Below are 23,181 nucleotides of genomic sequence, written 5' to 3' on the forward strand. Positions count from 1 at the left end.
AAGAAGAACGCATACGCACAATAACTCCTTAGGTTGGATAACATATATTCACTCGTTTTAGATGTGAGCCAACGCTATGATTAGTAAACAATATACAAGGGAGTGGGAATCACGATGGAGCGAACGGATATCTTTCGAATGATTCAAAGCATATTGAGCAATCCAAACGGCACACTTGATCGGGGAGTAACTTTTAAGTGGACAAGCGATGGAAACATACGAGTCGTCGGACTCGTGTTTGATTTGTTGCTAGACCGCTATTTTTTACACAACAAAACGAGTCTATCCACCGAGGTACAGGAAATCGCAATGTCAACCGGATGTAGACCAGAAGAGGTCGTCCGGGCGTTTGCCTGTCTCTCGGGGATTCGACTCGAATCCAATCATATAGTGGAGCGGTTCATGGTGATCGAAGAAGCGATGATCTCTCAAAGCGGAGAAATCGGAGTCACAGTACGTTTCGGCGGTTGGCTCACATATCAGCTCCAACAAATCTGTCAGCATGAGAAGATACTTAGTTTCTAATCTCTGTCAGCGTGCCATCAATGACGCGTAAGACACGGTCACACACATCAAGCATGCGCTCGTCGTGCGTGATGACGACAACGCTGCGCCCTTTACGGTGTGCCTGTTGTGACAGTAATTCCATCACTCGACGTCCGTTCTCATAATCCAGGCTCGCCGTTGGCTCATCTGCCAGAATCAGTCGTGGAGAATTGACCAAAGCTCTTGCGACGGCAACTCTTTGTTTTTCTCCTCCTGACAGTGTCATCGGGAGATGATGCAGCCGATGTTCTAATCCGAGTTCTTGTAACAGTTCTTTAGCATCGACGTTTCTGTTTTCTTGAATGAGTTCGAGTTGCTCGAGCACCGTCAAATAGGGAAGGAGATGAGCCTGTTGAAATACGAACCCGACCTCATGAAGTCTTAGAAGACGCCGTTGTTCCTCATCTAAATCAGACACGTCTCGTTCATTCAGCAAGAATGTTCCATGTTCCGGTTTACGAAGCAGTCCGAGAATGTATAACAATGTGCTTTTCCCACTACCACTTGGGCCGACAATGGCGATACATTCTCCCGGAGACACGTTTAAATTGATATTGTTTAAAACGAGTTGACCATCGAATTGATGGGATACGTGTTGTAGTCTCATGATGCTTTTCCTCCTATGATTTCAATTGCGTCAACTTGGCGAAGTTTCCAAAGGGGGAGCAACGCGCCAAGAATCGATAAGATGATGAACATGAAGCCGAATCGTAAAACGTGACCGATGTCGACGATAAACGGCATGGACGACGGAATCACTATATCAGCGATGTACATAATCCCGATAGACGTAACAACAGCGGATGAAACGATTACGATGACCTGAAAGAGCAAAGCTTGCCCGATGATACGAGGTGACAGACCAATCGCTTTTAAAATACCGAGTTCCGGTAGTTTTTGTAAGGTGAACAAATAGAAAAAAGCAGTCAAAATAAATGTACCGATTACGAGTAGGAATGCTCGCATCATCGTAAAGGTACTCTGTTCGGCACTATAGCCAGGAACGGACTCGATGAGCTCCTGTTGACTCATCATGAGCGTATCGGATGCTGAGTGATTTGTACCAATTTCAGCAGATACATATGGGCGTTGTTCAGAATATCGTAAATAGTCGAACCATGTTTCATTCGTCGTGTAGAGAACAGGTCCATGACTGTATCTTCCGATTGACTCACCGGCGATTGTAAAGTCATATTCCGACACGAAGTCTGTCAAAACATCACCTGCTCGAAGGTTCTCAGAAAGACTAGAATCGTACAGGACTTCTCCTTTTTGTAGATGATCGACTGGGCCGATATCGCTTCCTTTTGGAAGAGCAAACAGTGTCACCTCTTCCTTTTTTCCATTCAGCGTGATTGTGAGGGGACGTACACTCATCGTCGCGATAGAAGAATCGGCAGGGACGTCTAAGAAGGACCGCGTCAACTGTCCATCCGAATCCTTGTCTAATCGATACGTCGAAGCGTTTAATTCGTGCAGGGCAGAGCCATTATCGTATGCGAGTCCGTCGGCAAGCCCAGTGATCAAAGTTGTCAACATAACAATCAAAAGTGTAATCACAAAGAGCATGGAAAACTTTCGTTTTTGTCTCCACATCTCTTTCCATCCTAATTGCATAAAAAAACCTCCTTCAAGTTCTTATGAAGGAAGTGTAATCGTTTAATATGAACAGAATATGAACAGCTTCAAAAATGAAGATGAATCGTCGTCCCTTTTCCTTTTGTGGATTCGAGCGTGATCTGCCCACCGTGTAAGGCGATGATGTCTGAAGTGATGGCAAGACCTAAACCGGTTCCTTGACTCGACCTCGCGACGTCGCCTCTGAAGAATCGGTCGAACAAATGTCGTTTCGTCTCTTCATCCATTCCGATCCCTTCATCGGTAAAGGAAACGGTGATACGTGGGTCGGTGGAGCAGGTGATACGAATCGTTCCGCCCTCGTGAGAGGCGTGAACGGCATTCACCAATAGATTGTTCCATACTTGGGCGAGAAGGACCGGGTCACTTTTTAGTATGGTGTCGGTCGGGATATCGGTCATGACGGCGAGTCCTTTTTGGTCGAGCAGAAAAGCATTCATTTGTATGACCTCTGAGATGGATTGAAGGACGTTCACATCTGAATCAAGGGAAGGCGGCTGTTCGTCTAAACGTGATAAGAGTAAGAGTTGTTTGGTCAATTGAGATAAACGTCTCGTTTCCTGTTCAATGACGCGAGCGTATTCATTCGAGACACCATCGGTACGTTCTGCCAGTTTCTCGGCATAACCGACGAGTGATGTCAAAGGCGATTGAAATTCATGAGAGACGTTCGACACGAACCGACGTTGGCGTGCCTCAGTCTGATTGATGACAGTTGTCATCTCTTGAAACTGTCTCGCTAACGTTCCGATTTCATCTTTTCGCTCGATAGGCAGATGTTTCGGCTCCTGTCGCATCGCCACGTCCGTTGTCGCTGTAGTGAGCGTTTTTAAAGGCCGGACGAGTGAACGTGTCGAAATCGCAATCAAGCCGAACGCAAGGATTGTTACGAGCGCGAAGAACATGCCGACAAAAAGGTGAAGCTCTCGGATCTGGGCACTTAAATCCGGACGAATGAAAACGACGTCCCCGTTTTCGAGGGTCATTCCGTACGTATTTGTCAACTCGTTATCGAAAAGGCCTAATAAGAACAAGTGAAACGGAAAATCACGCATTCCTTGATAAGCGCTACCTTCACGGACGGCTGCAATCACTTCTTCAGGAATCGACTCATCTCGAAATTCCCCACCGTAGCGAGAGCGCATATTGGTTGAATCAATCACGACCAATTGGTAGCCCGTTGCAGCTAAAAACGTATAAAAAGCCTCTTCATCCGCATCTGTATGTTCAGCAAAATAAGTCGATGCCTCGTTTGCAACCGATTCGGTCTTCTCACTATATGAGGGTTGCCACCACGTATAATATGCGACATTACTGATGAGGAGAGAGATTGCGCCAGAGACAAGTAAAATGAAAAACATGGTGAGGATGATTCGAGTATAGAGCGTCTTCATTTCACTACCTCGAACGAATAGCCGACGCCACGAACCGTTCGAATAGAGAGTGCAGGATGATCGAATCTGTGTCGAAGTCGTTTGATGTGCACATCGACGGTTCGTTCGTCGCCTTCAAAGTCATAACCCCAGACAAGTTCAATCAATTCCTCACGGCGATATACTCTTCCTGGAAATGAAGCCAACTGAAACAATAACTCGAATTCCTTTTTTGGAAGATAGAACATTTTGCCTTCCAGTTTCACCTCATACTCTTTTAAATCCAACTGAAGCGGGCCTGCCTGAATGCGCGAAGCGGACGAACGTTCATAGCGCCGGGATACGGCTTGCAGTCGAAATAATAACTCCTCCGGGATGAACGGTTTTGTCATGTAGTCATCTGCCCCGTGTTCAAAACCTTGACGCTTATCCTCCCATTCGCCGAGCGCGGTCAGTAAGATGACTGGAATATCGAATGCGCTTTTTAGACGGCGACACAACTCTCGACCATCTATGCCAGGGAGCATGATATCAATGATTGCCGCATCGATTGGCTGGCTCATGTATAGTTCCTCTCCTGTCTTGCCGTCGGTCGCAATCAAGACATCATGCCCGGCTTCTTCAAACGTCTCTTTCACGAGTCGTAAAATGGAAGAGTCGTCTTCCACGATGAGTAAACGCATGTTGATCAATCCTTTCCTTCGGACTCCGTACGCGAAACGAGGTGACCCTTTAAGAGCCACCTCGAGTCCATTTAGTTCAATTGCTTCGTCATCTCTTGATGCAAGGCGCGAAGCGCACGGATGAAAGCGTCTTTGAAGTATTTATCCTCTTGGGTTTCTAGTGTTTGTACCGCTTTTTGATCACCTGTCGTTGCTTTTACGAGCAGATTCACGACTGTTCCCCAACGCTTGACGTGTTCTGGTCTTGGGTGATTGAGGGCGGTTGTCAGCGTGAACCAATACGGTTGGTCACGTCGTTGCAGAGTGGCAATCATTTGTTTTGCAAGAAGTGCCTCTTCTTCGGAAGGGAGTGTTGCCGTTGCGAACCAACCAAGTAGCGAGGCACTCATCGATTCGAGATCCTGCTTCATTGATTGTTCCATCGGCAAACGTCCGAAATCTGTGACATTCACAAACACCAGGCGGTCTTTCGGGTCGATATGGGTGACCCATCCGGTGATGACTTTCAACTTGTCCCGTTCCTTTGACTGTGCTTTACACGTATAACCCTGTTGTTTTCCGATGTAGATTCGGAACTGCCCCCGATCGACATGTTTATCCACTTTGAATTCAATGTCTTGTCCCACTTGAAACGGTTGATTTCGCTTATTCAAAGTCTGTCCTTTTTTCAACTCAGGTCGTTTTGAAATATGACGCAATGCTTCTTGCTCGGTTCGATCATCCAATGTCCAAAGATTGTGAGGGGTCACATTCTTGAAGCGATGGCGTCGTACAAAAATGTATTGATCGAGCGCATCAATCGCGTCTGCGGAAGCGAGCGTTCCATTCAAATAGTCATCAGCGATGTCGCGTAACGTGAGGGATTCGAGACGATCGATATATCCGGCGTATGGAATCGTTTCGACAACGTATAAAGCAGTCGCAATCAATTCACTTTCGCGAGGGGTCAACGGTCGTTTGGCCATGGTGCACTTCCTCTCTAGATTCATACGATTAGTATAACAAAAACAATGCAATCGGTGCGAATTCGACCGAGATTTGGAAAATCATGAGGAATGGACAGGATTCCCACAACGCATCACGAATAGTAACTTGTAGAGAATCGGATGAAGGAATGAAAAGTGAGGTGAGGCGATGAAACTCTCCATCGAACCAGGTGATTATGTTGTCTTGATTGAAATCAATAAAGAAGTCTTAAAATGTGTCTCACTCGAAGAAGCGGATCAGGCAGACCGAATCAGATACGAATTAGTCGGACGGATGAGTGAACGGCTACCAGCTGAAGTCATCGTACCGTCCATCATCGACTATATTCGCTTTGGAAGTGGGTATATTGGAGATCGTATCGTCTGGGATGCGGAAACGGAGTCTTTTTTTTGTCAACAGTTCGAGACAATCGAGGGCTCACCGCTCGGAGAAGATTTGGAAGGATTCCGACCTGACCCGAGTCGAGTCGAACTAGCACGGTACTATACGTACTTGACTATTGGACGGATTGTCGAATATGAGATGTTACATCCTGATGAACCGAGCTATTGGTAAACTTTCCGACAACTTTTTATTCAAAAAAAGGGAAATCTAATCCAAAGTTTGAGATAATGAAATCACTTTATCAGTTTGGAATGGAGCGGAAGGAATGAAAAAGATTGCCCTTTTGACAGCGATTGCGCTTTTACTACCTGCAGGAGTGGACGCAGCGAAACCTGTCGTGCTAGAAAAGCATGGATACGTGGTCTCAGAGCCACGGATCACGAATCAATATTACGTTCATCAAATTGGAACCGATTTGGCTTGGAGTAAAACGAGAGGTGCATCAGATATTGTCGTGGCTCTCATCGATTCATCCGCGGATCGTAACCATACAGATTTAAAGAATGTGCCTCGTGTCGTCAATTCGATGAAGGGTCCCTACAGTGCGGATACACACGGGACTCATACTGCCGGAATCATGGCAGGGAAACATAACCGGTTTGGGATTGCAGGACTTGCTCCAAACGTACGTTACCATTTTTATAATGTGTTTTATGGAAGAAACTCAGAATATACAGACTCATGGACGGTTGCAAAAGCAGTTGATACGGCGGTAGCGAAAGGCGCGACAATCATTAATCTCTCTTTAGGTGGAGATGACTATGATAGTCGGTTAGCTGCTTCCATCAAACGAGCGAGAGCAAAAGGTGTCATCGTCGTCGCGTCCTCAGGGAATGATGGGGCGAACCAAACATCATTTCCGGCAAACATGAAAGAAGTGATTGCTGTTGGTGCGATTGATTCGCGTCATCGTGTCGCTGACTTTAGCAATATGGATGGAAATGTGAAAATCGTCGCCCCAGGCGTGAACATCCTCTCGCTCGGGGTCAATAATCGTTTCATCTATATGGACGGTACCTCTATGGCCGCCCCGATGGTCAGCGCAAGTCTCGCGCTTGTCAAATCGATCAACCCATATTTAACTCCGGATGAAGTGGATGCCTTAATCGCAAAAATGCCACGTTCTCAAGGAAAGGTTTATACGGAGTTGAATACGTTGAAGTTACTTGAGGCGACGCCACGTCCTCTATCACTTTCTGCAGATTCTTTATGGAAACAACGATATATTACGGATGTGAAACTAGATGTCATGCAACGTCCGACGATCAAAACGACTTACGGATTGTATATGGGCAGTAAAAAAATTAAGACGTTAAGTCCAAACTCGAATTTCACGATGTTTGCTTACGGGGATTGGTTACCGAGCGGTCAATATCGACTTGTCGCCCAAATGACGGATGGAAAATACAAACGTTCTACGAGTAAGACGATTGAATATATCAATACGGTTAAAACAGCGGTCTCTGTCAATGCCACAGATGCTCAGACGTTCTCTTTACAGACGACTCGGAAAGGGGTTGTCACTGTCCTCGATTCTGAAGGGAACACCATGTATGAAGCCCTTCATATCGCCGGAACGTTCCCGGTAAGGGGAGATACGACGAAACCGTTAACAGTGATTCTGAAGCCGACAGATGTGCGTGAAAAAGTAGTGACGTCAACTTACGAACCTCCTGTGATTGAGGAAGAGCCACCAGTTGCCGAGTCACTGTAAATAAAAAAGCCGTCTCCTCCGAAAGGAGAGGCGGCTGATTTTATTTAACTCTTGGTGATGGCTTCTCCACACCAACGGATACTCGCTTCTAGTACATTTCCTTGGTCGTCAATATGCTCAAAACTGAGTTTACCATCGCGGATAATCTCGCATAATCCGACTCGAACCCGATCGCTCCAAGCGCGACGTGTTTCATGGGATTCATCGTACACCGGAATCGCGTCTGGGAAACGCTCTTCTAGGTGTGCTAAATTATGATGGTCAAAATGATAAGGTCGCTTTGAGAGTTCGTTCGGTGCTTTAATATCGAACGGTTCAAACCCTCGGACGAGACGATTATTTCGGTAGAAGGCGAACACGCCGTTGTTCGGGTGGAGCACTTTAATGTCATCGATTTCTATTACATAGGTTAGACGTTGAATCCAACCGTTTTTTGCATCTTGATGCATCAAAATCCCTCCTTATTCAATGAACACGCCTTATTTTAGCGCTGACTGAACGTAAAATCAAGTTTCGAATTTAAGTTGTCAATCATTGAAATTTCCGCTACAATGGTTGAAGTGACTATGAGGTCTGGACAATCGCGGGATGCAAATCTTGAGGAAAGTCCATGCTCGCACAGCCTGTGATGGCTGTAGTGATCGTGCTACACGAAAAGATAAGTGTAGGCAACGCAAGTTGACGGCAGAAGAAATACCTAAGTCTACGGATATGGTATACGCTTCTTGAAAGTGCCACAGTGACGGAGTCTGATCGGAAACGTTCAGAGTGGAACGAGGTAAACCCCACGAGCGAGAAACCCAAACTATGGTAGGGGAACTTCCAGACCGGAACCGAACGGGACGGAGGGCGCCGATGTGCGCAGATAGATGATTGTCACTCCATCGTGCCAGGGAAACCGCTATGAGCACCGGAGTACAGAACATGGCTTACAGGACAACATAGTCTCAACTGACAATGACAAGGAGTTCAAGCACATATACTTGAGCTCCTTTTTTCATGATTTTTTTACAACTTACAGAATCAATGAGAGAATTTAATGTAGAAAGAAGGCGATTGCAGATGGCAAAACGTAAACTGATTGCGACGGCAGCGATGGGAATCGAGGCGCTCGTTGCAAAAGAAGTGAGAGATTTAGGATATACATGTGAAGTGGAGAACGGTCGAGTGTATATCGATGCAGAGATGGAGGACATCCCACGTCTGAATATGTGGTTGCGTACGGCAGACCGGGTCAAACTCGTCGTAGCGGAATTCAAGGCGACAACGTTCACAGAACTTTTTGACGGGGTCGTGGCTTTGCCATGGACAGACCTCATGCCGTGGGATGCTGCGTTCACGGTTGACGGTCGCTCGGTCAAATCGAAATTGTTCTCGATCCGAGACTGTCAAAAGATCACGGAGAAAGCGATCGTTGAAGCGATGCAACGCGGCTATCATAAGGAAGGGGAATGGTTGCCGAAATCAGGTGCGAAATTCCCAATCGAAGTCGCATTGTTGAAAGACGTAGCGACAATCACAATCGATACGTCAGGCCCGCTTCACCGTCGTGGGTACCGTGAGCTTCATTCACAGGCACCGTTGAAAGAGACGATGGCGGCAGCGATGATTCAACTGACGAACTGGCGCCCGGATATGCCGTTTTATGATGTATTTACGGGATCAGGGACACTTGCGATCGAGGCGGCGATGATTGGCCGGAACATCGCTCCGGGGATCAACCGTGAATACTTCGCACAGGACTGGACATGTATCCCGAAAAAAGCGTGGTATGCTGCGATTAATGAAGCGAATGAGAAGGCGGAATGGGATAAACCGCTTAAAATCTACGGGATCGACCTCGACCCGCGCATGGTGAAACTCGCGAAAGATAACGCTGAACTCGCTGACGTACGTGATGCGATCACGTTCGTGCATAGCGATGCGGCTGCCTTGAAGCCGAAAGAAGAGTACGGTGTCATCATCGGTAACCCGCCATACGGCGAGCGACTGCAGTCAGAAGAAGAAATCATCGACTTGTATGAGCGGATTGGAGCGCAATATGCGAAATATCCTGGTTACAGCGTCTACATGTTGACGAGTTACGAAGACTTTGAGAAGGCGTACGGTCGTCCGGCGACGAAACGTCGTAAGTTGTACAACGGGAATATCGAGACCCAATACTACCAATTCTTTGGGAAACGTCGTCCACGACCAGATCGTGACACGTCATCAAAACCTGAATAAGAGATCGAATGACCGTTCTAGTGGGCGGTCATTTTTTCTCGTTCCCCTAAAACCAACTCAGTTGTTTCATCATTGGGCGAACAGGTTATACATATCATATGTATAATAAGAGGGGGACATAGGATGCAAAAGTATACGGTCGAATACCAGTTACATGCTAAAGAGCAGAATACCCGAACGGTCGAAGTAGAGATGGATCGGGTGCCAGACTTGAATAACCAAGAAGAATTAAACGCTGCCTACCAAATCGTTTCGGACGCCATTCGGGAACCGATTACAAGTTTTGAGATTGTATCCATTACATGAGCCCGGGGCAATTGCTTCGGGCTTTCTACATATGACTTAAAGGAGTGGACAGATTGAATATTTTAGTAGTAGGACTTGGTGATGTGGCTAAAAAGGCGTATCTCCCTGTGTATGCCGGCTTGAAAGGTATTGGTGTGTATCTCGTGTCAAGGAGTGAAGAGAAGTTGAACGACATCGTATCGACGTATCGTTTCGAAGGAGGATATACGGACCTTCAGGACGTTTCGATGACTCAAATTGATGCTGTCATGATTCATTCGACAACAGCGGTTCATTACGAGCAAGCCAAGTATTGTCTAGAGCAAGGTAAGCATGTCTTCATCGACAAACCGATCACGTTCACACTTGAAGAGACAGAGCGACTTGTCGCATTGGCGAAAGAGAAAGGAGTCCATCTCGTCACGGGCTTCAATCGTCGATTCGCGACAGCCACTCAGGCGTTGAAACAAGTCGAGCAAAAGAATATGGTGTTCATTCAAAAAAATAGAACGTATAAACCGGCCACACTGCGAGAATTCGTCATCGAGGATTTTGTACATGTCGTCGATACATTACGTTATTTAACGGACCTTCAACCTGTCGAACGGTTGCGTGTCACTCCACGTTACGACGGGGACGTATTGAAACAAGTCATGATTCACTTCACTGCAGGTGGAATCGAAGCAATCGGTTGGATGAACCGAGATAACGGCTGCACCGAAGAAGTGATGGAGATCATGTCTCCGTCAGTGAAACGAGTCACGCGTGACGTCGAACGGATTATGGAATACGGGGTCGATGGGATGAAGGAATGGTCGCTAGACCCTTGGGAGTCAAATTTGAAGCGTCGAGGTTTCATCGACTTGATTGAAGATTTTGTGAAACTGTTAAAAGGGGAACCGAACAGGTCGGTTGTTGCTGAAGATAGTCTAGAGACGCATCGACTATGTGAAGAGATTCTTGAGGCCGTGCAATGAACGGGCTGTTTCTCGCAGATTCAGAGCGGGTAAAAACCCGATAAAAGGAGGCGATTTCGTTGGATATCCGTGAACTGATTATGCAAATCAATGACTATTTATGGTCGTACCTTCTCATCTTCGTATTGATAGCAGGAGGACTTTATTTTACGATTCGGATGGGGTTCGTCCAGTTTCGGATGCTACCTGAGATGTTCAAGTTACTATTTGTGAAAGGTCTTAAACACGAGAAAGGTCAGGTCTCTTCTTTCCAGGCGTTCGCCATTGGAACGGCGGCACGTGTCGGTACGGGAAACATAGCCGGTGTATCGACCGCAATCGCACTAGGAGGTCCTGGTGCCGTGTTCTGGATGTGGCTAATTGCCCTGATTGGAGCGGCATCGGCGTTTGTTGAAAGTACGCTCGCCCAAGTATATAAAGTGCACGACGGCAAGGCGTGGCGCGGTGGACCGGCCTACTACATCGAACGAGCGCTCGGAGAACGCTGGCTTGGGATTGTATTTGCGATTTTGATTACGTTTGCGTTCGGTTTCGCGTTCAATTCGGTACAGGCAAACACGATCGCCCTTTCGGTCAATAATGTGTTTGAGATCGACACGGTATGGGTCGGGTTGATTTTGTCGGTTGTCACCGCTATCGTCATCTTTGGTGGGATTCGTTCGATTTCAACGTTATCAGGAATCATCGTCCCGGTCATGGCTGGGGGATATATTCTGCTCGCCATCTGGGTCGTGCTGACAAATCTCGATGTCGTACCTCAAGTCTTTTCGGCGATCTTCTCTGAAGGCGTACTCGGTTTCCAACAATTGTTCGGTGGAGCGGTCGGAGCGGCAGTCCTTCAAGGGATTCGACGAGGGCTGTTCTCGAACGAGGCTGGGATGGGATCTGCGCCAAACGCGGCAGCTACGGCTGAAGTGAGTCATCCGGTCAAACAAGGATTGATTCAATCGCTCAGCGTATTTGTGGACACGTTGTTCATCTGTACGGCAACGGCGATGATTGTTTTGATCTCAGGCGTAGAAGGGTCTGAGTCGTTCCAAGGGATTGAGCTTGCCCAAGAGGCACTTCTCGTTGAAATCGGTCCGATTGCGACGACGCTTATGACAATCGCGATTCTCCTCTTCGCCTTCAGTTCCATTTTGGCAAACTACTATTACGGAGAAACAAATATTGAATTCATCTCGGAAAAGAAACGCTATCTGATAATCTATCGAATTGCAGTAATTGGAATGGTCATGTTTGGTTCAGTTCGGTCGGCTGGATTAGTCTGGTCCATCGCTGATATCTTTATGGGCCTCATGGCGCTCGTCAACATGTATGCGATCTTCCGATTAAGTAAAGTCGCGAAGACGTTACTCGATGACTATATGGCTCAAAAGAAAGAAGGGCGAGACCCGGAATTCTTCAAAGAAGGGGTCGACCTTCCCGGAAAAGAGCACATCGAAGCATGGGAAGCGAAAAAAGAAGAAATCAGTTAAATCGAGATACGAGAGTGCTTCCGAAAAGGGAAGCCTCTCTGTCTTTTCAATTTATTTATTTCAAATACCGCATTTTAATTATATTTCATGAAAGAAGAGAGTAATTATGAAACAAGTTTTGATGACAATCGTCAAGCGTTTCTTTACAGAACGCTTTTTTGATCAAGCAGCTATGTTGGCCTATTATTTCATTCTATCCACGTTCCCGTTCTTATTATTCGTTCTAGGGATTGTTGGCTTATTACCATTCACGAGCGGGGATGTGATTCAAGCGTTATCGCTCATCATGCCTGAAGCTAGCTATCGACTTTTAGAAGGAAATATTGAGGCGATTTTCGATAACTCCAAACTGAAATTGGCATCATTCAGCATTTTGCCCGCTCTTTGGATCTCTTCAATCGCCGTACAGTCATTGGTCCGTGCTTTGAATGATGCTTACCGAGCAGTCCGAAATAAAGCATTTTGGAGAGGGGTCTTACAAGATATTGCGATTACATTGGCACTTATGTTCGTACTGCCGTTTTCATTACTCGTACCGGTAATCGAGACGGCACTTCGAGAAGTGTCTTCTTACATCTTGTTCATCGATGAAATTGTCACAACCTATGCTCAAATCTGGTTTTACTTCAGATGGATTGTTGGGACGGGTCTACTCTTTACGGTATTCATCTTCGTCTATAAATGGTTGCCAAGTATATCAGGTACATTTAAGAATAGCTGGGCCGGTGCTGCATTTGCGACTGTGGGAATTTTAATCGTATCAAACGTATTCAGTTACTACTCGCAATTTGCAAACTATGAACAGTTCTACGGTCAACTTGGGGCGTTCATTGTCTTATTAATTTGGTTTTACCTTGCAGCTTCCGTCATTTTGCTCGGCGGACTCTTGAATGCGACATTAATCGAAAGGAAAGAAAAAACTTCATTAGACGTGTAATTGCTAGTTATCATTTAAAAGAATAGGGAATGGTAACGTAAGGTCACATCATCTAAGCGGAGGTGGGAAACATGGATATGCAACGGCTCGTACACAATCGTCGTTTCATCGATCAATCATTGTTTTACCTCGCCTTACATCTGTGGAAATGGGTTCTTCTGTTACCTGTCTTATTCTACCTCGACGTATCGTTTCGACATTCGCCATTCTCTGAGTTTCTGATCGTTAGTATCATCCTGTATCTTATGTTTCGGGTGATACAATACGTCATCGCCAGTCGTGCTTCTTTCATGGAATTGGTCGAGTTCGGCTATTCAGTTTTATCACTCGTTCTCGTCTTTTCATTTTTGATGGAAATCGGTGCACCACCGGTCGCCATAGCCATCATTGGCGCCGCATATTTAAGCCATCCGATGCTTGCATTACATCATTATCAAAATTTCTCTGAACGAAAATGGCTGAATAAGCAATTTCAATTGTTTAGTCCGATGTTGCGCCAAGGAGAGGTACCTGTTCATGTCCTCGTATTGACGGAAGATGAAATAGTGATTACTGTAGAGAGTGGAAAAGAGTTTACGTACCGTCATATTTATTGGGGCGGTTTTTATGTAGAAAATGCTTCCTAAAAGGTGGTTACTCCGTTGTTTAGTGGATTCGACAATATCATTGTCATTTTGTTCTGGATTGCGACATTCATTGCGTTCTTCAAAGGAGCGTATGATATGTGGCGTGAATATCGAACGACGAAAGAAAAATCAGTATTATACTATCTAATCGCGATGATCATCACATGGTTCTGGTTTAACCCATATGAATTGATGGCACTCCATCCGTTCGTATTGATGGCGTATTATTGGAATCGAAATAAATGGATGCGTAACGCTATGCTCGTATTAGTGCTCGTTCCATTTGTGATTCGTGTCTGGTTAATCGCAGCAACGATGTAAAACAAAAACTCGGTCCCTTTGAAGGGAACCGAGTTTTTGTTTTGAACTTTAATTATTCTTTTTTCGCAGCTGCCAATTCGGCTTCCATTTCACCGAATTCACGGTTGATGCGTTTTTGTTCTTTCTGGCTAGTAAAGTTACTGACAAGTACGATTGCCAACATACTTAAGAAGAAGCCAGGAACCATTTCGTAAAGGACAGTTGAGAGTCCAGTGACGATCCAAAGAATAACTGTGATAGCACCTACAAGAATACCAGCAAGGGCACCTTGGCGTGTCATCTTGTTCCAATAAAGTGACAATAGGATTGCTGGTCCGAATGCAGAACCGAAACCGGCCCAAGCATAACCAACGAGTGTCAAGATTGTACTAGAAGGGTTGAGTGACATAAGCGTCGCTACAAATCCGACGAGTAAGACACCGATACGACCAGCGCGTACCATTGTTTTTTCACTTGCTTCTTTATTAAAGAACTTGCGATAGAAGTCTTCTGTCAAAGCAGACGACGTAACGAGCAATTGTGACGATACAGTCGACATAACCGCTGCAAGAATCGCAGCTAACAAGAATCCAGTGATGAACGGGTGGAACAAGACTTCAGAGAATCGAATGAAGACTGTTTCCGGGTCACCGAGCGGATTCCCTTGTCCACGGAAGTATGCGATTCCGACGAAACCAGTCATGACTGCACCGATGATTGATACTGTCATCCAGCTCATTCCGATGCGGCGAGCTGTTTTCAATGATTTCACATCACGGATTGCCATAAAGCGAACGATGATGTGCGGCTGACCGAAGTAGCCAAGTCCCCAAGCAAGGAGACCGATAATCCCGAGTGTCGTTGTCCCTTTGAAGAGATCGAACAAGTCGGCATTAATAGTTGTTGCAGAGTTGACAGCAGTGTCCACTCCACCGAGATCCGTTAAAGCAACAAATGGAACGAGCACGAGTGCCAAGAACATGATGACACCTTGTGCGAAGTCCGTCCAACTAACTGCCGTGAACCCGCCGAAGAGGGTATACAAGATGACGACACTAATTGTGACGATGACACCTGTCTGATAGTTTAATCCAAATGAGCTTTCAAACAACTTCCCACCAGAAACAAGTCCGGCTGACGTATAGAACGTGAAGAAGATGATGATGACGGATGCAGATAGGATCCGTAGCCAGTTCGAGTGATCTCGGAACCGATTCTCTAAGAAGTCTGGAATCGTAATCGAATCGTTCGCCATCTCTGTGAAGACGCGAAGTCGTGGAGCAACTAACAAGTAGTTCAAGTAAGCTCCGATGACCAATCCAACGGCTAACCAAATTGCTGATAGTCCAGTTGCATACATTGCACCCGGTAGTCCCATTAACATCCAACCACTCATATCCGAAGCTCCGGCTGACATGGCTGTAACTCCTGGCCCCATTTTACGGCCACCTAACATATAATCTGATGAATCGGTCGTTCGCTTATACGCAACGTATCCGATAAGAAGCATCATCACGAGATAAAGCGCGATTGATACCCATTCTTGCCATAGCATTGAATTACCTCCTATTAAGTTAAGAAAATCTATTTCATCAAACTCGTTCGCGATTGTGTGAAGACATCACACAGTCAAAAGCAAAAGTTGAAAAGGCGAACTTGTGTCTTACCTTACCGAACGATTTAAATGATTGCAAACTGACACCTTTTCATAAAAATGGCTCTAAAGCCCGTCGTATCAACGGATGAGAGTGAAAATGAGGTGTTGAAAAGTTTAAATATTCTGAATATTTGAAATGTTGAGGACTTCCCTGTGTAACATTTCTGTAATATTAGACCTGATTTTTTCAGAAAAAACGAAAAAGAAAGAGCATGATTCACATGCTCCTTCCCTGATTATTGAAAAGCTTTCTCTTCGACAAGACGCATCGTCGGGAAAGTTTGCCCCGATTTCGCCTGCATTGTAACCAAAATATATGTCTCATTTTTGTGTTGCATGATAAACACCATCGTATAACCCGACTCATCAGTATAGCCCGTTTTCGTAGCGGTCACATACTTCGAGTAGTTGATACTTCGTTCATTGACGGATGAACCGAGGTGATACCACCAGCGTCGTTTACCATTTCCGTCTTTATCATTGAATTCTGCCTTAAATTCATATGTACCGGCAATTTCAACGAGTTCGGGATATGTACTAAATGCGTAGGCAATCTTGGCCATATCGTTTGCCGTCGTATAATGGTTCGGATCCGAATAGCCGTGAGCATTAACAAAATGAGTACCTGTTAATTCCAACACGTTTGCACGTTCGTTCATCAATTGAACGAATGCCTCAGTCGACCCGCTCGTGTATTCTGCCAAACTGTTTGCGGCATCATTACCTGATTCGAGAAGAGTCGCATAGAGCGCTTGACGTACCGTCAACGTATCTCCAATCGCAAGGTGGGCAATGTGGCTATCCCAAGGGATATCGAGTGTCGAAGACTGAATTGAAATGAGCGGCTGATCGAGTTCGTTCGCTGCCGATGCTTTTTCGTAGGCGAGTAGAGCCGTCATCAATTTTGTCGTACTGGCCGGAAAAACACGATCGTCAGCATTTTTATCGATCAAGATTTGTTGTTTGTCTACATTTACGAAAGTCATCGCGCCAACAAGGATATCCTCGTTTGCAATCAACATCGTATCACTAGGATTCCAAGTACCCATCTCGATTTCAGGAAACACTGGGCCTTGTTTCATCGGTTCGACTTTTAATGTGGCGGCTTCTGCAGGCTCTGGCGATTCTTTATCCTGTTTGAATCCGACTAACGTCGGGATCAGTGCGACAATTCCGAGCAATACTATTGCTGCAATCATTCTTCGCATGATGTACGTTCTTCTTCGGTGTCTCCTTCTACGGGTCAAAAAAGTCCCTCCTTTCATCGTTACTCTATAAACATAATAGAAATTGTAGATGTTTTGCGCTCATAAAATAAATAACTAGGTCAATGATTCAAGATGAAAGAAATGCGTTTCGGGTATAGAGATAAAGATGCTCACAAAAGGAAAGGGGAATGTATCATGCATCGATATCCGTTCACGAGCTCCATCTGGCGGCAACATGATACCGGGACATTATATCCACCATTAACCGCTTCAGAGTCATCTGAAATCGTCGTTATTGGGGCAGGTATCGCTGGTCTGGTCTGTGCGTATGAACTTCAAAAGCGAGGGAAGCAAGTCACGCTTCTTGAAGCATTAGAGATTGGTCATGGGACGACAGGACACACGACGGCCAAGTGCTCTGTCCAACATGGGACGATTTATCAGAAACTGATTAGACACTTCGATGAAACGACTGCCCGACTATACTACGAATTTAACTCAGAGGCACTCGTCTATTTAAAAAATCAAATAGACGAGGGATTTGATTGTGATTATTCGGTTGAAGACTCTTATTTATATTCTACAGAACCAAATGAGGAACTATCTAAAGAGCTCGATGCTTATCGTCGTTTAAAACTGGATGGTGGGGAGGCGACCAACGAAGTCGGTGACGCACTTCCCTTTCAAATAGAGCAAGCGCTTGTGATTCGAAATCAAGCACAGTTCCATCCGGTCAAATACTTACGTGAATTGGCAAATCGATTTGTCGGTCTCGGCGGAAAGATTTATGAACAAACGAGAGCGTTCGAGGTAAGTCAAGGTCCTCGACCAATTGTCACGACTTCAACAGGAAGAAGAGTGCAGGCAAATCAGGTCGTGATTACAACACACTATCCATTTAATGACTTACGAGGCTTATACGTATCAAAATTCTTAGTGGAACGATCTTATATCGTCGCTTGCGAGACGGACGCAATACCGCTAAAAGGAATGTATTTGAGTGTCGACCGCGACAGTCGCTCGTATCGGACATATGAAGACAACGGAAGAACTTTTCTGTTGGTCGGGGGAGAGGGTCATACAGCGGGACAGGTGACAGACACCCGAAGTCGGTACGATCGTCTAGAGAGCGATGCGCAACACCATTTTAAAACGATGCGTTCGACGTATCGTTGGTCTTCTCAAGATCTCATCACTTTGGACTCGCTACCGTATGTTGGGCAAATGTTCAAACGGGAACCAGACATCTTACTAGCGACAGGATTTCAGAAATGGGGGATGACTAATGGGATTGCAGCGGGAAATTTACTCGCAGACCAGCTCACCGGTCGTCCAAATCGTTTTTTAGAATTGGTGTCTCCGCTTCGGAAAACCGTCAAACCATCTGGTGTTGGTCCATTTGTCAAAACCAATCTTGATACGGCAACACAATTTGCGAAAGGTGCCGTGGATCGCGTCCTCGAACGTCGGGACGTCGAGGACCTTCAACTAGACGAAGGTGGTATCGTACAAGTGGACAACCAGACGAAAGGTGTATATCGAGACCTCGATAACCATTGTCACGTAGTCAATCTGACATGCACACACCTCGGTTGTACAGTGAAATGGAATAATGCGGAACGGACATGGGACTGTCCTTGTCACGGGTCACGTTTTGATGCAAAAGGGGCTGTGCTGGAGGGTCCTGCGACAAAACCACTTCCCTACAAGAAGCGAGAAGATTTGTAAACTAGTATAGGCAAAGGTTGACAGCTATAATAAAGTAGAAAGAGAATAGACAAACTTACAGGGGTGAATGACAGATGGAACTGACAAAAGAATGGCGTGAACATTTTAAGCAACTACGTGCTTTCGATGAAGCAATCTCTCTCTTATATTGGGATATGCGTACACAGATGCCGGAACAGTCGGCACCGCTTCGGGCGGAAACAATCGGTTATTTGTCGACCGAGGCATTTAAACGACAAACGAGTGAATCGTTCGCATCTTTACTAGGACGAATGACTGAGGAAGAGGGTCTATCTGATGTCGAAGCGCGTTCGCTTGAAGTCGCAAAAACTCAATATGAACGAAATGCGAAGATTCCTCACGATGAGTATCAAGCATACGTGACGCTAGTATCTGAAGCAGAAACCGTATGGGAGAAAGCAAAAGACCAAAACGATTGGGACATGTTCGCTCCTTATTTAAAGAAAATTATCGGATTCCAGCAGAAATTTGCGGAATATTTCGGCTATGAGAAACATCCATACGATGCCCTTCTTTATGATTTTGAGCCAGGGATGACAGTCGAACTTCTCGATCAACTATTCGCTTCGCTCCGGGATGAGCTTGTACCACTGATTCAGCAACTTCCAAAAGAATCACTTTCAATGGACTGGTCAATGCCGGCAGACGTACAGGAAAAGATTTGTCACGATTGGATGAATGTCGTCGCATACGATTTATCACGCGGGCGTCTCGATGCGACCGTCCACCCGTTCGAAATCACCATCAATCGTCGTGACGTACGAATCACGACAAAATATGATGAAACTGATTTTCGGAACGCCTTGTTCGGAACGATGCATGAGGCGGGACATGCTACGTACGAGCAACAAATCGATCCGATGCTTGACGAACTCGGTCTAGGCGGGGGAGCATCAATGGGAATCCATGAATCGCAGTCACTTTTCTTTGAGAACTTTATTGGTCGGAGCGAAGCCTTCTTACGTCGCGTGTATCCGAAACTCCAAGAGCTTTACCCAGCATACGGAGAAATCGACTTTGATACGTTCTATCGTGGAGTGAATGAAGCGAAACCTTCTCTCATCCGGATCGAGGCGGACGAGTTGACGTATAGTCTCCACATCATTATCCGCTATGAGCTCGAGAAAGCGCTCATTCAAGGAACGTTATCCGTCGATGAGCTCCCGGCTGCATGGAATGAGAAATATAAAGAGTATCTCGGTCTCGACGTGCCATCGAATGCTAAAGGTGTGCTCCAAGATGTACATTGGGCTGGTGGTTCGTTCGGCTACTTCCCAAGCTATGCGCTCGGGTTGATTTATGCCGCTCAATTGACGGAGTCTTTGAAAAAAGACCTTCCTCAGTTTGAAACATTGATTCAAGACGGTGAGATTGAACCAATCAAAGCGTGGCTACAGGAAAACGTCCATCAATACGGAAAACGCCTGACACCGAATGAACTCATCCAACAAGTGACGGGACAAGAAATCTCGGTTCAACCACTCGTCCGTTATCTGACTGACAAGTATCAGTCCGTAGCCAAATGAAACGATTCGCGCATCGAGGTGTGATGGCATTACAACCTGAGAACACGATGTCGGCATTCAGACTCGCGCTTTCTGCGGGGGCAGAAGGGATCGAGACCGATGTTCATTTGTCCAAAGATGGTGAGCTCGTTCTCATCCATGATGAAACGTTGGAGCGAACGACTGACGGATACGGTTTGGTATCTTCATATACACTTGACGAACTGAGAGCATTTAACGCCGGTGTACGATATTCTCAAAAAGAAGTAATCCCGACACTACAAGAACTCCTCGAACTGGTTCGGGATGAATCAATCCGATTAAATCTTGAGGTGAAAACCGATGTGCTTCGATATGCTGGAATTGAGTCCCGAATACTCGACATAATCGAGACTTCGGGCATAGCCCCATCTCGTATCCTCTTCTCATCGTTCAATCATGAGACGATTCATCGATTGAAAAAGATGCGTCCAGATATCGAGGCGGCAATCTTACTTGCTCAACCGCTGTATGACGTTCTCGGATATCTCGAATCCGTAGGTGCCGATTCAGTCCATCCGCATATCGATCGCATCACGGACGAAGAAGTGCGATGGTTGCAACAACATGATATTGTTGTCAGACCCTATACAATCAAGACGAAGGCTCAACTCGAGCGCTGCCGAGCGTTACAAGTCGACGCTATATTCGTCAATGATGTTGAATGGGCAAGTAAAACCCCTTAGTCGCAGACTAAGGGGTTTTATAATTCGATGTGAGGGAACTACAATTTATGTAAAGGTTGCGCTTTCATTCGTTAGCATATCGGAGCACATTCAGGACATAATGTCCCCTTTACGTCACTGTCGGATTGTCTTAAGTTTAAGATGTCACCGAGCTACATAGCAATCAGATGTAGCACACCATGTAGCACTGCATCACACTTGTTGTATGCAAGTCGTAGGTTACCGTAGACAAAAGGAGGAAATTTCACATGAAGAAGTTGATGTCTTTACTAGGTACACTAGCACTAGCCTTCGCTTTCATCCTACCGGTTAGCGCCGATGGACATGAAAATGCAATGGTCCGTGTGCTACATGCTTCACCTGATGCACCGGCAGTTGACGTGTATGTGGATGGGGAAGTCGCGGTCGAGGGAGCAGAGTTTAAAGACCTCACTGATTACTTGACACTTCCTGCAGGAGATTACAACGTTGAAATCAAGCCAGCAGGTGACGCAGAAACAGTCGTCGTTGCAGCTGACCTTTCAATTGAAGCAGGCAAATTCTACACAGCCGCTGCGATCGGTCAACTTGAAAACATCGAAATCGCTGCAATGGAAGATGATGCGAACTTTGAAGATGGAAAATCTAAAGTTCGTGTCGCACACTTTGCACCAGATGCACCAGCAGTGGATGTCGCACCTAAAGGTGGAGACCCACTCTTCTCGAACCTTGAGTTCAAAGCTGTGAGTGATTATGGCACACTTGATGCTGGTACGTATGACCTTGAAGTTCGTCCGGCAGGTGCGACGGATGTTGTGAAAGCACTTGATGGTGTGGCACTCGAAGGTGGTAAAAACTATACTGCATTCGCAATCGGTCTCCTTGAAGGAGAACCAGCGTTTGAAGTACTCCTTGCTGCTGATGGCGGAGAAATGGCAATGGCGCCTGAAACAGGACAAGGTGGTCTTGCTCAAACAGCTTCAATGAACTGGTTGCTCGCAGCAGCAGTAGTTGGAGTGGCAGCGGCTGGATTCTACGTCTTTCGTCGTCAGAAGCAAGACGCTTAAACTTGTATTCTTAGGAACCATCGGATTTCTCGTATGGAGCGCGCAAGCGGAAGCCCCAGAAAAATCGTTCATCATGCCAAAGGCTGAATTCGCTGAACCACTCGTGTTGACTTCTAAACAAGTCGATCGGCAATCGTTTCATTCGAACAGTTTCGTCCCATCCCGACTCGTCATTCCTTCAATCGATGTCGATACATCGATTGAAGCGGTCGGGAAGGACGAGGCTGGAAGGATGGATACGCCTTCTAACGTGAACCAGGTCGGTTGGTATCAATATGGGGCGAAAGCAGGCGCGACAGGAAACGTCGTCTTGTCAGGTCATCTCGATGACTTGAACGGTCCAGCCATCTTTGCGAACCTAGGTCAGCTACCAATCGGAGAATTGGTGACGCTCCAACAGGATGACCAAGTCGCAACGTATGAAGTCGCTAGTGTGAAACAATATCGCCTTGATCAAGTCCCGCTCGCATCAATCTTTGCGGCGACTCAAGCAAAGCGGATTCAACTGATCACGTGTGCAGGGCCATACGATGAGAAACTAGGGTATCGTGACCGTATCGTCGTCACGGCACATTTAATTGAAACGAAATAAAAGCAGGAGATGCAAACTTACATGTTGCATCTCCTTTTTCATGTCTCATAAAAATAGACCCCAACCAATGTGGTTGAGGTCTGTTCATGGATTAAGCGTCCATGCGGTCTAATAATTTTGAGAGTAAAATGAGTTCTTCATCAGAGAAATCAGTGAATACATCCATCAAATATTCGATCTTCATGCTTTCTAACGTTTCGAACAACTCACGACCTTCATCTGTCGCTTGAAGTTCGACGACACGGCGATCCCGCTCGCTGCGTTCGCGAGAAATCAATCCTTTTTTCGTCAACTCATCAGCGAGTGCTGTGATCATCGAAGCTGAAAATTGAAACTCATTCGACAAAGCAGAGGCGATTTGAGGACTCTGTTGACAAAGAGAACGTAGAATGAAGAATTCATTACGAGTCAAATATTGTGAGAACATCGAACGGAGATTTTTTTTCACTCCACGATAGTTCATCCGGATTCCACGTTCAGCATCAGCGACGAGCTGACGGCGTGAAGCAGTTGGTACAGGTGTTGTCATCCTCGAAACTACCTCC

General features: G+C 46.0%; 24 protein-coding genes and 1 other RNA gene. 16 read left to right on the plus strand and 9 right to left on the minus strand.

The genetic code is table 11. The features are described 5' to 3' along the window. Positions 1-114 precede the first annotated feature (114 nt). The gene (locus tag KNO87_RS08100) at positions 115-525 is read left to right on the plus strand and encodes a hypothetical protein (RefSeq protein ID WP_214794897.1); all 411 of its coding nucleotides are present in this window, start codon (positions 115-117) and stop codon (positions 523-525) included. On the opposite strand, the gene KNO87_RS08105 is transcribed toward KNO87_RS08100, so the two are convergent. From KNO87_RS08105 to KNO87_RS08125, 5 genes are all read right to left on the minus strand, one after another. Beyond that, positions 515-1,153: an ABC transporter ATP-binding protein gene (locus KNO87_RS08105; RefSeq protein WP_214794899.1), complete on the minus strand. Its 639-nt coding sequence runs from the start codon at positions 1,151-1,153 to the stop codon at positions 515-517. The genes KNO87_RS08100 and KNO87_RS08105 overlap by 11 nt on opposite strands. Beyond that, positions 1,150-2,163 (minus strand): FtsX-like permease family protein, encoded by a 1,014-nt coding sequence (locus tag KNO87_RS08110; RefSeq protein ID WP_214794901.1) that lies wholly within the window; start codon positions 2,161-2,163, stop codon positions 1,150-1,152. Before KNO87_RS08110 ends, KNO87_RS08105 begins: the two co-directional genes overlap by 4 nt. Positions 2,164-2,231: 68 nt before the next feature. After that, positions 2,232-3,578, minus strand: a complete 1,347-nt coding sequence (locus tag KNO87_RS08115; RefSeq protein WP_214794903.1) for a sensor histidine kinase — start codon at positions 3,576-3,578, stop codon at positions 2,232-2,234. Continuing rightward, positions 3,575-4,240: a response regulator transcription factor gene (locus KNO87_RS08120; protein WP_214794905.1), complete on the minus strand. Its 666-nt coding sequence runs from the start codon at positions 4,238-4,240 to the stop codon at positions 3,575-3,577. The genes KNO87_RS08115 and KNO87_RS08120 overlap by 4 nt, the downstream gene beginning before the upstream one ends. A gap of 71 nt (positions 4,241-4,311) precedes the next feature. Further along, a complete protein-coding gene (locus KNO87_RS08125) occupies positions 4,312-5,205 on the minus strand; it encodes a hypothetical protein (protein ID WP_214794906.1) in 894 nt (297 codons plus the stop codon). Between the two features lie 169 nt (positions 5,206-5,374). Here KNO87_RS08125 and KNO87_RS08130 point away from each other — a divergent pair, with 169 nt between their 5' ends. Both KNO87_RS08130 and KNO87_RS08135 read left to right on the plus strand, forming a co-directional pair. After that, positions 5,375-5,782 carry a type III PLP-dependent enzyme domain-containing protein gene (locus tag KNO87_RS08130; protein ID WP_214787908.1) on the plus strand — a complete coding sequence of 136 codons (408 nt, stop codon included), beginning with the start codon at positions 5,375-5,377 and terminating at the stop codon, positions 5,780-5,782. 94 nt (positions 5,783-5,876) lie between these two features. Continuing rightward, on the plus strand, positions 5,877-7,325 hold the full coding sequence (locus KNO87_RS08135; RefSeq protein ID WP_214794914.1) for a S8 family peptidase: 1,449 nt from the start codon (positions 5,877-5,879) through the stop codon (positions 7,323-7,325). Positions 7,326-7,369: 44 nt separating this feature from the next. Here KNO87_RS08135 and KNO87_RS08140 read toward each other — a convergent pair whose 3' ends face one another. Further along, complete coding sequence (locus KNO87_RS08140) at positions 7,370-7,774, minus strand: hypothetical protein (RefSeq protein WP_214794916.1); 405 nt, start codon at positions 7,772-7,774, stop codon at positions 7,370-7,372. Positions 7,775-7,894: 120 nt separating this feature from the next. On the opposite strand from KNO87_RS08140, the gene rnpB reads away from it, so the two are divergent. From rnpB to KNO87_RS08180, 8 genes are all read left to right on the plus strand, one after another. After that, an RNA gene (gene rnpB, locus KNO87_RS08145) (RNase P RNA component class B) lies at positions 7,895-8,262 on the plus strand. Positions 8,263-8,387: 125 nt separating this feature from the next. After that, positions 8,388-9,551, plus strand: coding sequence for a THUMP domain-containing class I SAM-dependent RNA methyltransferase (locus KNO87_RS08150; RefSeq protein ID WP_214794918.1), 1,164 nt, complete (start codon positions 8,388-8,390; stop codon positions 9,549-9,551). A gap of 123 nt (positions 9,552-9,674) precedes the next feature. Then, positions 9,675-9,857, plus strand: a complete 183-nt coding sequence (locus tag KNO87_RS08155) for a hypothetical protein (RefSeq protein ID WP_074034388.1) — start codon at positions 9,675-9,677, stop codon at positions 9,855-9,857. A 44-nt stretch (positions 9,858-9,901) separates the two neighbouring features. Next, complete coding sequence (locus KNO87_RS08160; RefSeq protein WP_353047459.1) at positions 9,902-10,813, plus strand: Gfo/Idh/MocA family protein; 912 nt, start codon at positions 9,902-9,904, stop codon at positions 10,811-10,813. Between the two features lie 59 nt (positions 10,814-10,872). Next, positions 10,873-12,291, plus strand: a complete 1,419-nt coding sequence (locus KNO87_RS08165) for an alanine/glycine:cation symporter family protein (protein ID WP_214787954.1) — start codon at positions 10,873-10,875, stop codon at positions 12,289-12,291. A 106-nt stretch (positions 12,292-12,397) separates the two neighbouring features. Then, positions 12,398-13,228: a YihY/virulence factor BrkB family protein gene (locus KNO87_RS08170; protein ID WP_214794922.1), complete on the plus strand. Its 831-nt coding sequence runs from the start codon at positions 12,398-12,400 to the stop codon at positions 13,226-13,228. Positions 13,229-13,299: 71 nt separating this feature from the next. Then, the gene (locus KNO87_RS08175; RefSeq protein WP_214787960.1) at positions 13,300-13,854 is read left to right on the plus strand and encodes a hypothetical protein; all 555 of its coding nucleotides are present in this window, start codon (positions 13,300-13,302) and stop codon (positions 13,852-13,854) included. Positions 13,855-13,869: 15 nt separating this feature from the next. Beyond that, positions 13,870-14,175 carry a hypothetical protein gene (locus KNO87_RS08180; RefSeq protein WP_251126041.1) on the plus strand — a complete coding sequence of 102 codons (306 nt, stop codon included), beginning with the start codon at positions 13,870-13,872 and terminating at the stop codon, positions 14,173-14,175. A gap of 52 nt (positions 14,176-14,227) precedes the next feature. Here the strand turns inward: KNO87_RS08180 and putP are convergent, their stop codons facing one another. Further along, positions 14,228-15,709, minus strand: a complete 1,482-nt coding sequence (gene putP, locus KNO87_RS08185; protein WP_214787963.1) for a sodium/proline symporter PutP — start codon at positions 15,707-15,709, stop codon at positions 14,228-14,230. A 338-nt stretch (positions 15,710-16,047) separates the two neighbouring features. Continuing rightward, complete coding sequence (locus tag KNO87_RS08190) at positions 16,048-17,019, minus strand: D-alanyl-D-alanine carboxypeptidase family protein (protein ID WP_214794924.1); 972 nt, start codon at positions 17,017-17,019, stop codon at positions 16,048-16,050. Between the two features lie 195 nt (positions 17,020-17,214). Between KNO87_RS08190 and KNO87_RS08195 the strand changes: the two genes are divergently transcribed. The 5 genes from KNO87_RS08195 (at position 17,215) to KNO87_RS08215 (ending at position 22,636) form a co-directional block, all read left to right on the plus strand. Beyond that, a complete protein-coding gene (locus tag KNO87_RS08195; protein ID WP_214794926.1) occupies positions 17,215-18,747 on the plus strand; it encodes an FAD-dependent oxidoreductase in 1,533 nt (510 codons plus the stop codon). Positions 18,748-18,821: 74 nt separating this feature from the next. After that, on the plus strand, positions 18,822-20,294 hold the full coding sequence (locus tag KNO87_RS08200; protein ID WP_214794928.1) for a carboxypeptidase M32: 1,473 nt from the start codon (positions 18,822-18,824) through the stop codon (positions 20,292-20,294). Positions 20,295-20,317: 23 nt separating this feature from the next. Continuing rightward, positions 20,318-20,998 carry a glycerophosphodiester phosphodiesterase gene (locus KNO87_RS08205; RefSeq protein WP_251126605.1) on the plus strand — a complete coding sequence of 227 codons (681 nt, stop codon included), beginning with the start codon at positions 20,318-20,320 and terminating at the stop codon, positions 20,996-20,998. A 248-nt stretch (positions 20,999-21,246) separates the two neighbouring features. Then, on the plus strand, positions 21,247-22,044 hold the full coding sequence (locus KNO87_RS08210) for a DUF4397 domain-containing protein (protein WP_214794932.1): 798 nt from the start codon (positions 21,247-21,249) through the stop codon (positions 22,042-22,044). A 73-nt stretch (positions 22,045-22,117) separates the two neighbouring features. Next, positions 22,118-22,636, plus strand: coding sequence for a class F sortase (locus tag KNO87_RS08215; RefSeq protein ID WP_214794934.1), 519 nt, complete (start codon positions 22,118-22,120; stop codon positions 22,634-22,636). Between the two features lie 91 nt (positions 22,637-22,727). Here KNO87_RS08215 and KNO87_RS08220 read toward each other — a convergent pair whose 3' ends face one another. Beyond that, positions 22,728-23,165 (minus strand): MarR family winged helix-turn-helix transcriptional regulator, encoded by a 438-nt coding sequence (locus tag KNO87_RS08220; RefSeq protein ID WP_074034413.1) that lies wholly within the window; start codon positions 23,163-23,165, stop codon positions 22,728-22,730. Positions 23,166-23,181 lie beyond the last annotated feature (16 nt).

This window comes from Exiguobacterium sp. s34 (genome assembly GCF_018617435.1).
Lineage (GTDB): Bacteria > Bacillota > Bacilli > Exiguobacteriales > Exiguobacteriaceae > Exiguobacterium > Exiguobacterium aestuarii.

Bases quoted from the DNA above. Each gene is read 5' to 3' on its own strand.
- KNO87_RS08100 (WP_214794897.1), top strand. From the start codon at position 115: ATGGAGCGAACGGATATCTTTCGAATGATTCAAAGCATATTGAGCAAT.
- KNO87_RS08105 (WP_214794899.1), bottom strand. From the start codon at position 1,153: ATGAGACTACAACACGTATCCCATCAATTCGATGGTCAACTCGTTTTA.
- KNO87_RS08110 (WP_214794901.1), bottom strand. From the start codon at position 2,163: ATGCAATTAGGATGGAAAGAGATGTGGAGACAAAAACGAAAGTTTTCC.
- KNO87_RS08115 (WP_214794903.1), bottom strand. From the start codon at position 3,578: ATGAAGACGCTCTATACTCGAATCATCCTCACCATGTTTTTCATTTTA.
- KNO87_RS08120 (WP_214794905.1), bottom strand. From the start codon at position 4,240: ATGCGTTTACTCATCGTGGAAGACGACTCTTCCATTTTACGACTCGTG.
- KNO87_RS08125 (WP_214794906.1), bottom strand. From the start codon at position 5,205: ATGGCCAAACGACCGTTGACCCCTCGCGAAAGTGAATTGATTGCGACT.
- KNO87_RS08130 (WP_214787908.1), top strand. From the start codon at position 5,375: ATGAAACTCTCCATCGAACCAGGTGATTATGTTGTCTTGATTGAAATC.
- KNO87_RS08135 (WP_214794914.1), top strand. From the start codon at position 5,877: ATGAAAAAGATTGCCCTTTTGACAGCGATTGCGCTTTTACTACCTGCA.
- KNO87_RS08140 (WP_214794916.1), bottom strand. From the start codon at position 7,774: ATGCATCAAGATGCAAAAAACGGTTGGATTCAACGTCTAACCTATGTA.
- KNO87_RS08150 (WP_214794918.1), top strand. From the start codon at position 8,388: ATGGCAAAACGTAAACTGATTGCGACGGCAGCGATGGGAATCGAGGCG.
- KNO87_RS08155 (WP_074034388.1), top strand. From the start codon at position 9,675: ATGCAAAAGTATACGGTCGAATACCAGTTACATGCTAAAGAGCAGAAT.
- KNO87_RS08170 (WP_214794922.1), top strand. From the start codon at position 12,398: ATGAAACAAGTTTTGATGACAATCGTCAAGCGTTTCTTTACAGAACGC.
- KNO87_RS08175 (WP_214787960.1), top strand. From the start codon at position 13,300: ATGGATATGCAACGGCTCGTACACAATCGTCGTTTCATCGATCAATCA.
- putP (WP_214787963.1), bottom strand. From the start codon at position 15,709: ATGCTATGGCAAGAATGGGTATCAATCGCGCTTTATCTCGTGATGATG.
- KNO87_RS08190 (WP_214794924.1), bottom strand. From the start codon at position 17,019: ATGCGAAGAATGATTGCAGCAATAGTATTGCTCGGAATTGTCGCACTG.
- KNO87_RS08195 (WP_214794926.1), top strand. From the start codon at position 17,215: ATGCATCGATATCCGTTCACGAGCTCCATCTGGCGGCAACATGATACC.
- KNO87_RS08200 (WP_214794928.1), top strand. From the start codon at position 18,822: ATGGAACTGACAAAAGAATGGCGTGAACATTTTAAGCAACTACGTGCT.
- KNO87_RS08205 (WP_251126605.1), top strand. From the start codon at position 20,318: ATGGCATTACAACCTGAGAACACGATGTCGGCATTCAGACTCGCGCTT.
- KNO87_RS08210 (WP_214794932.1), top strand. From the start codon at position 21,247: ATGAAGAAGTTGATGTCTTTACTAGGTACACTAGCACTAGCCTTCGCT.
- KNO87_RS08215 (WP_214794934.1), top strand. From the start codon at position 22,118: ATGCCAAAGGCTGAATTCGCTGAACCACTCGTGTTGACTTCTAAACAA.
- KNO87_RS08220 (WP_074034413.1), bottom strand. From the start codon at position 23,165: ATGACAACACCTGTACCAACTGCTTCACGCCGTCAGCTCGTCGCTGAT.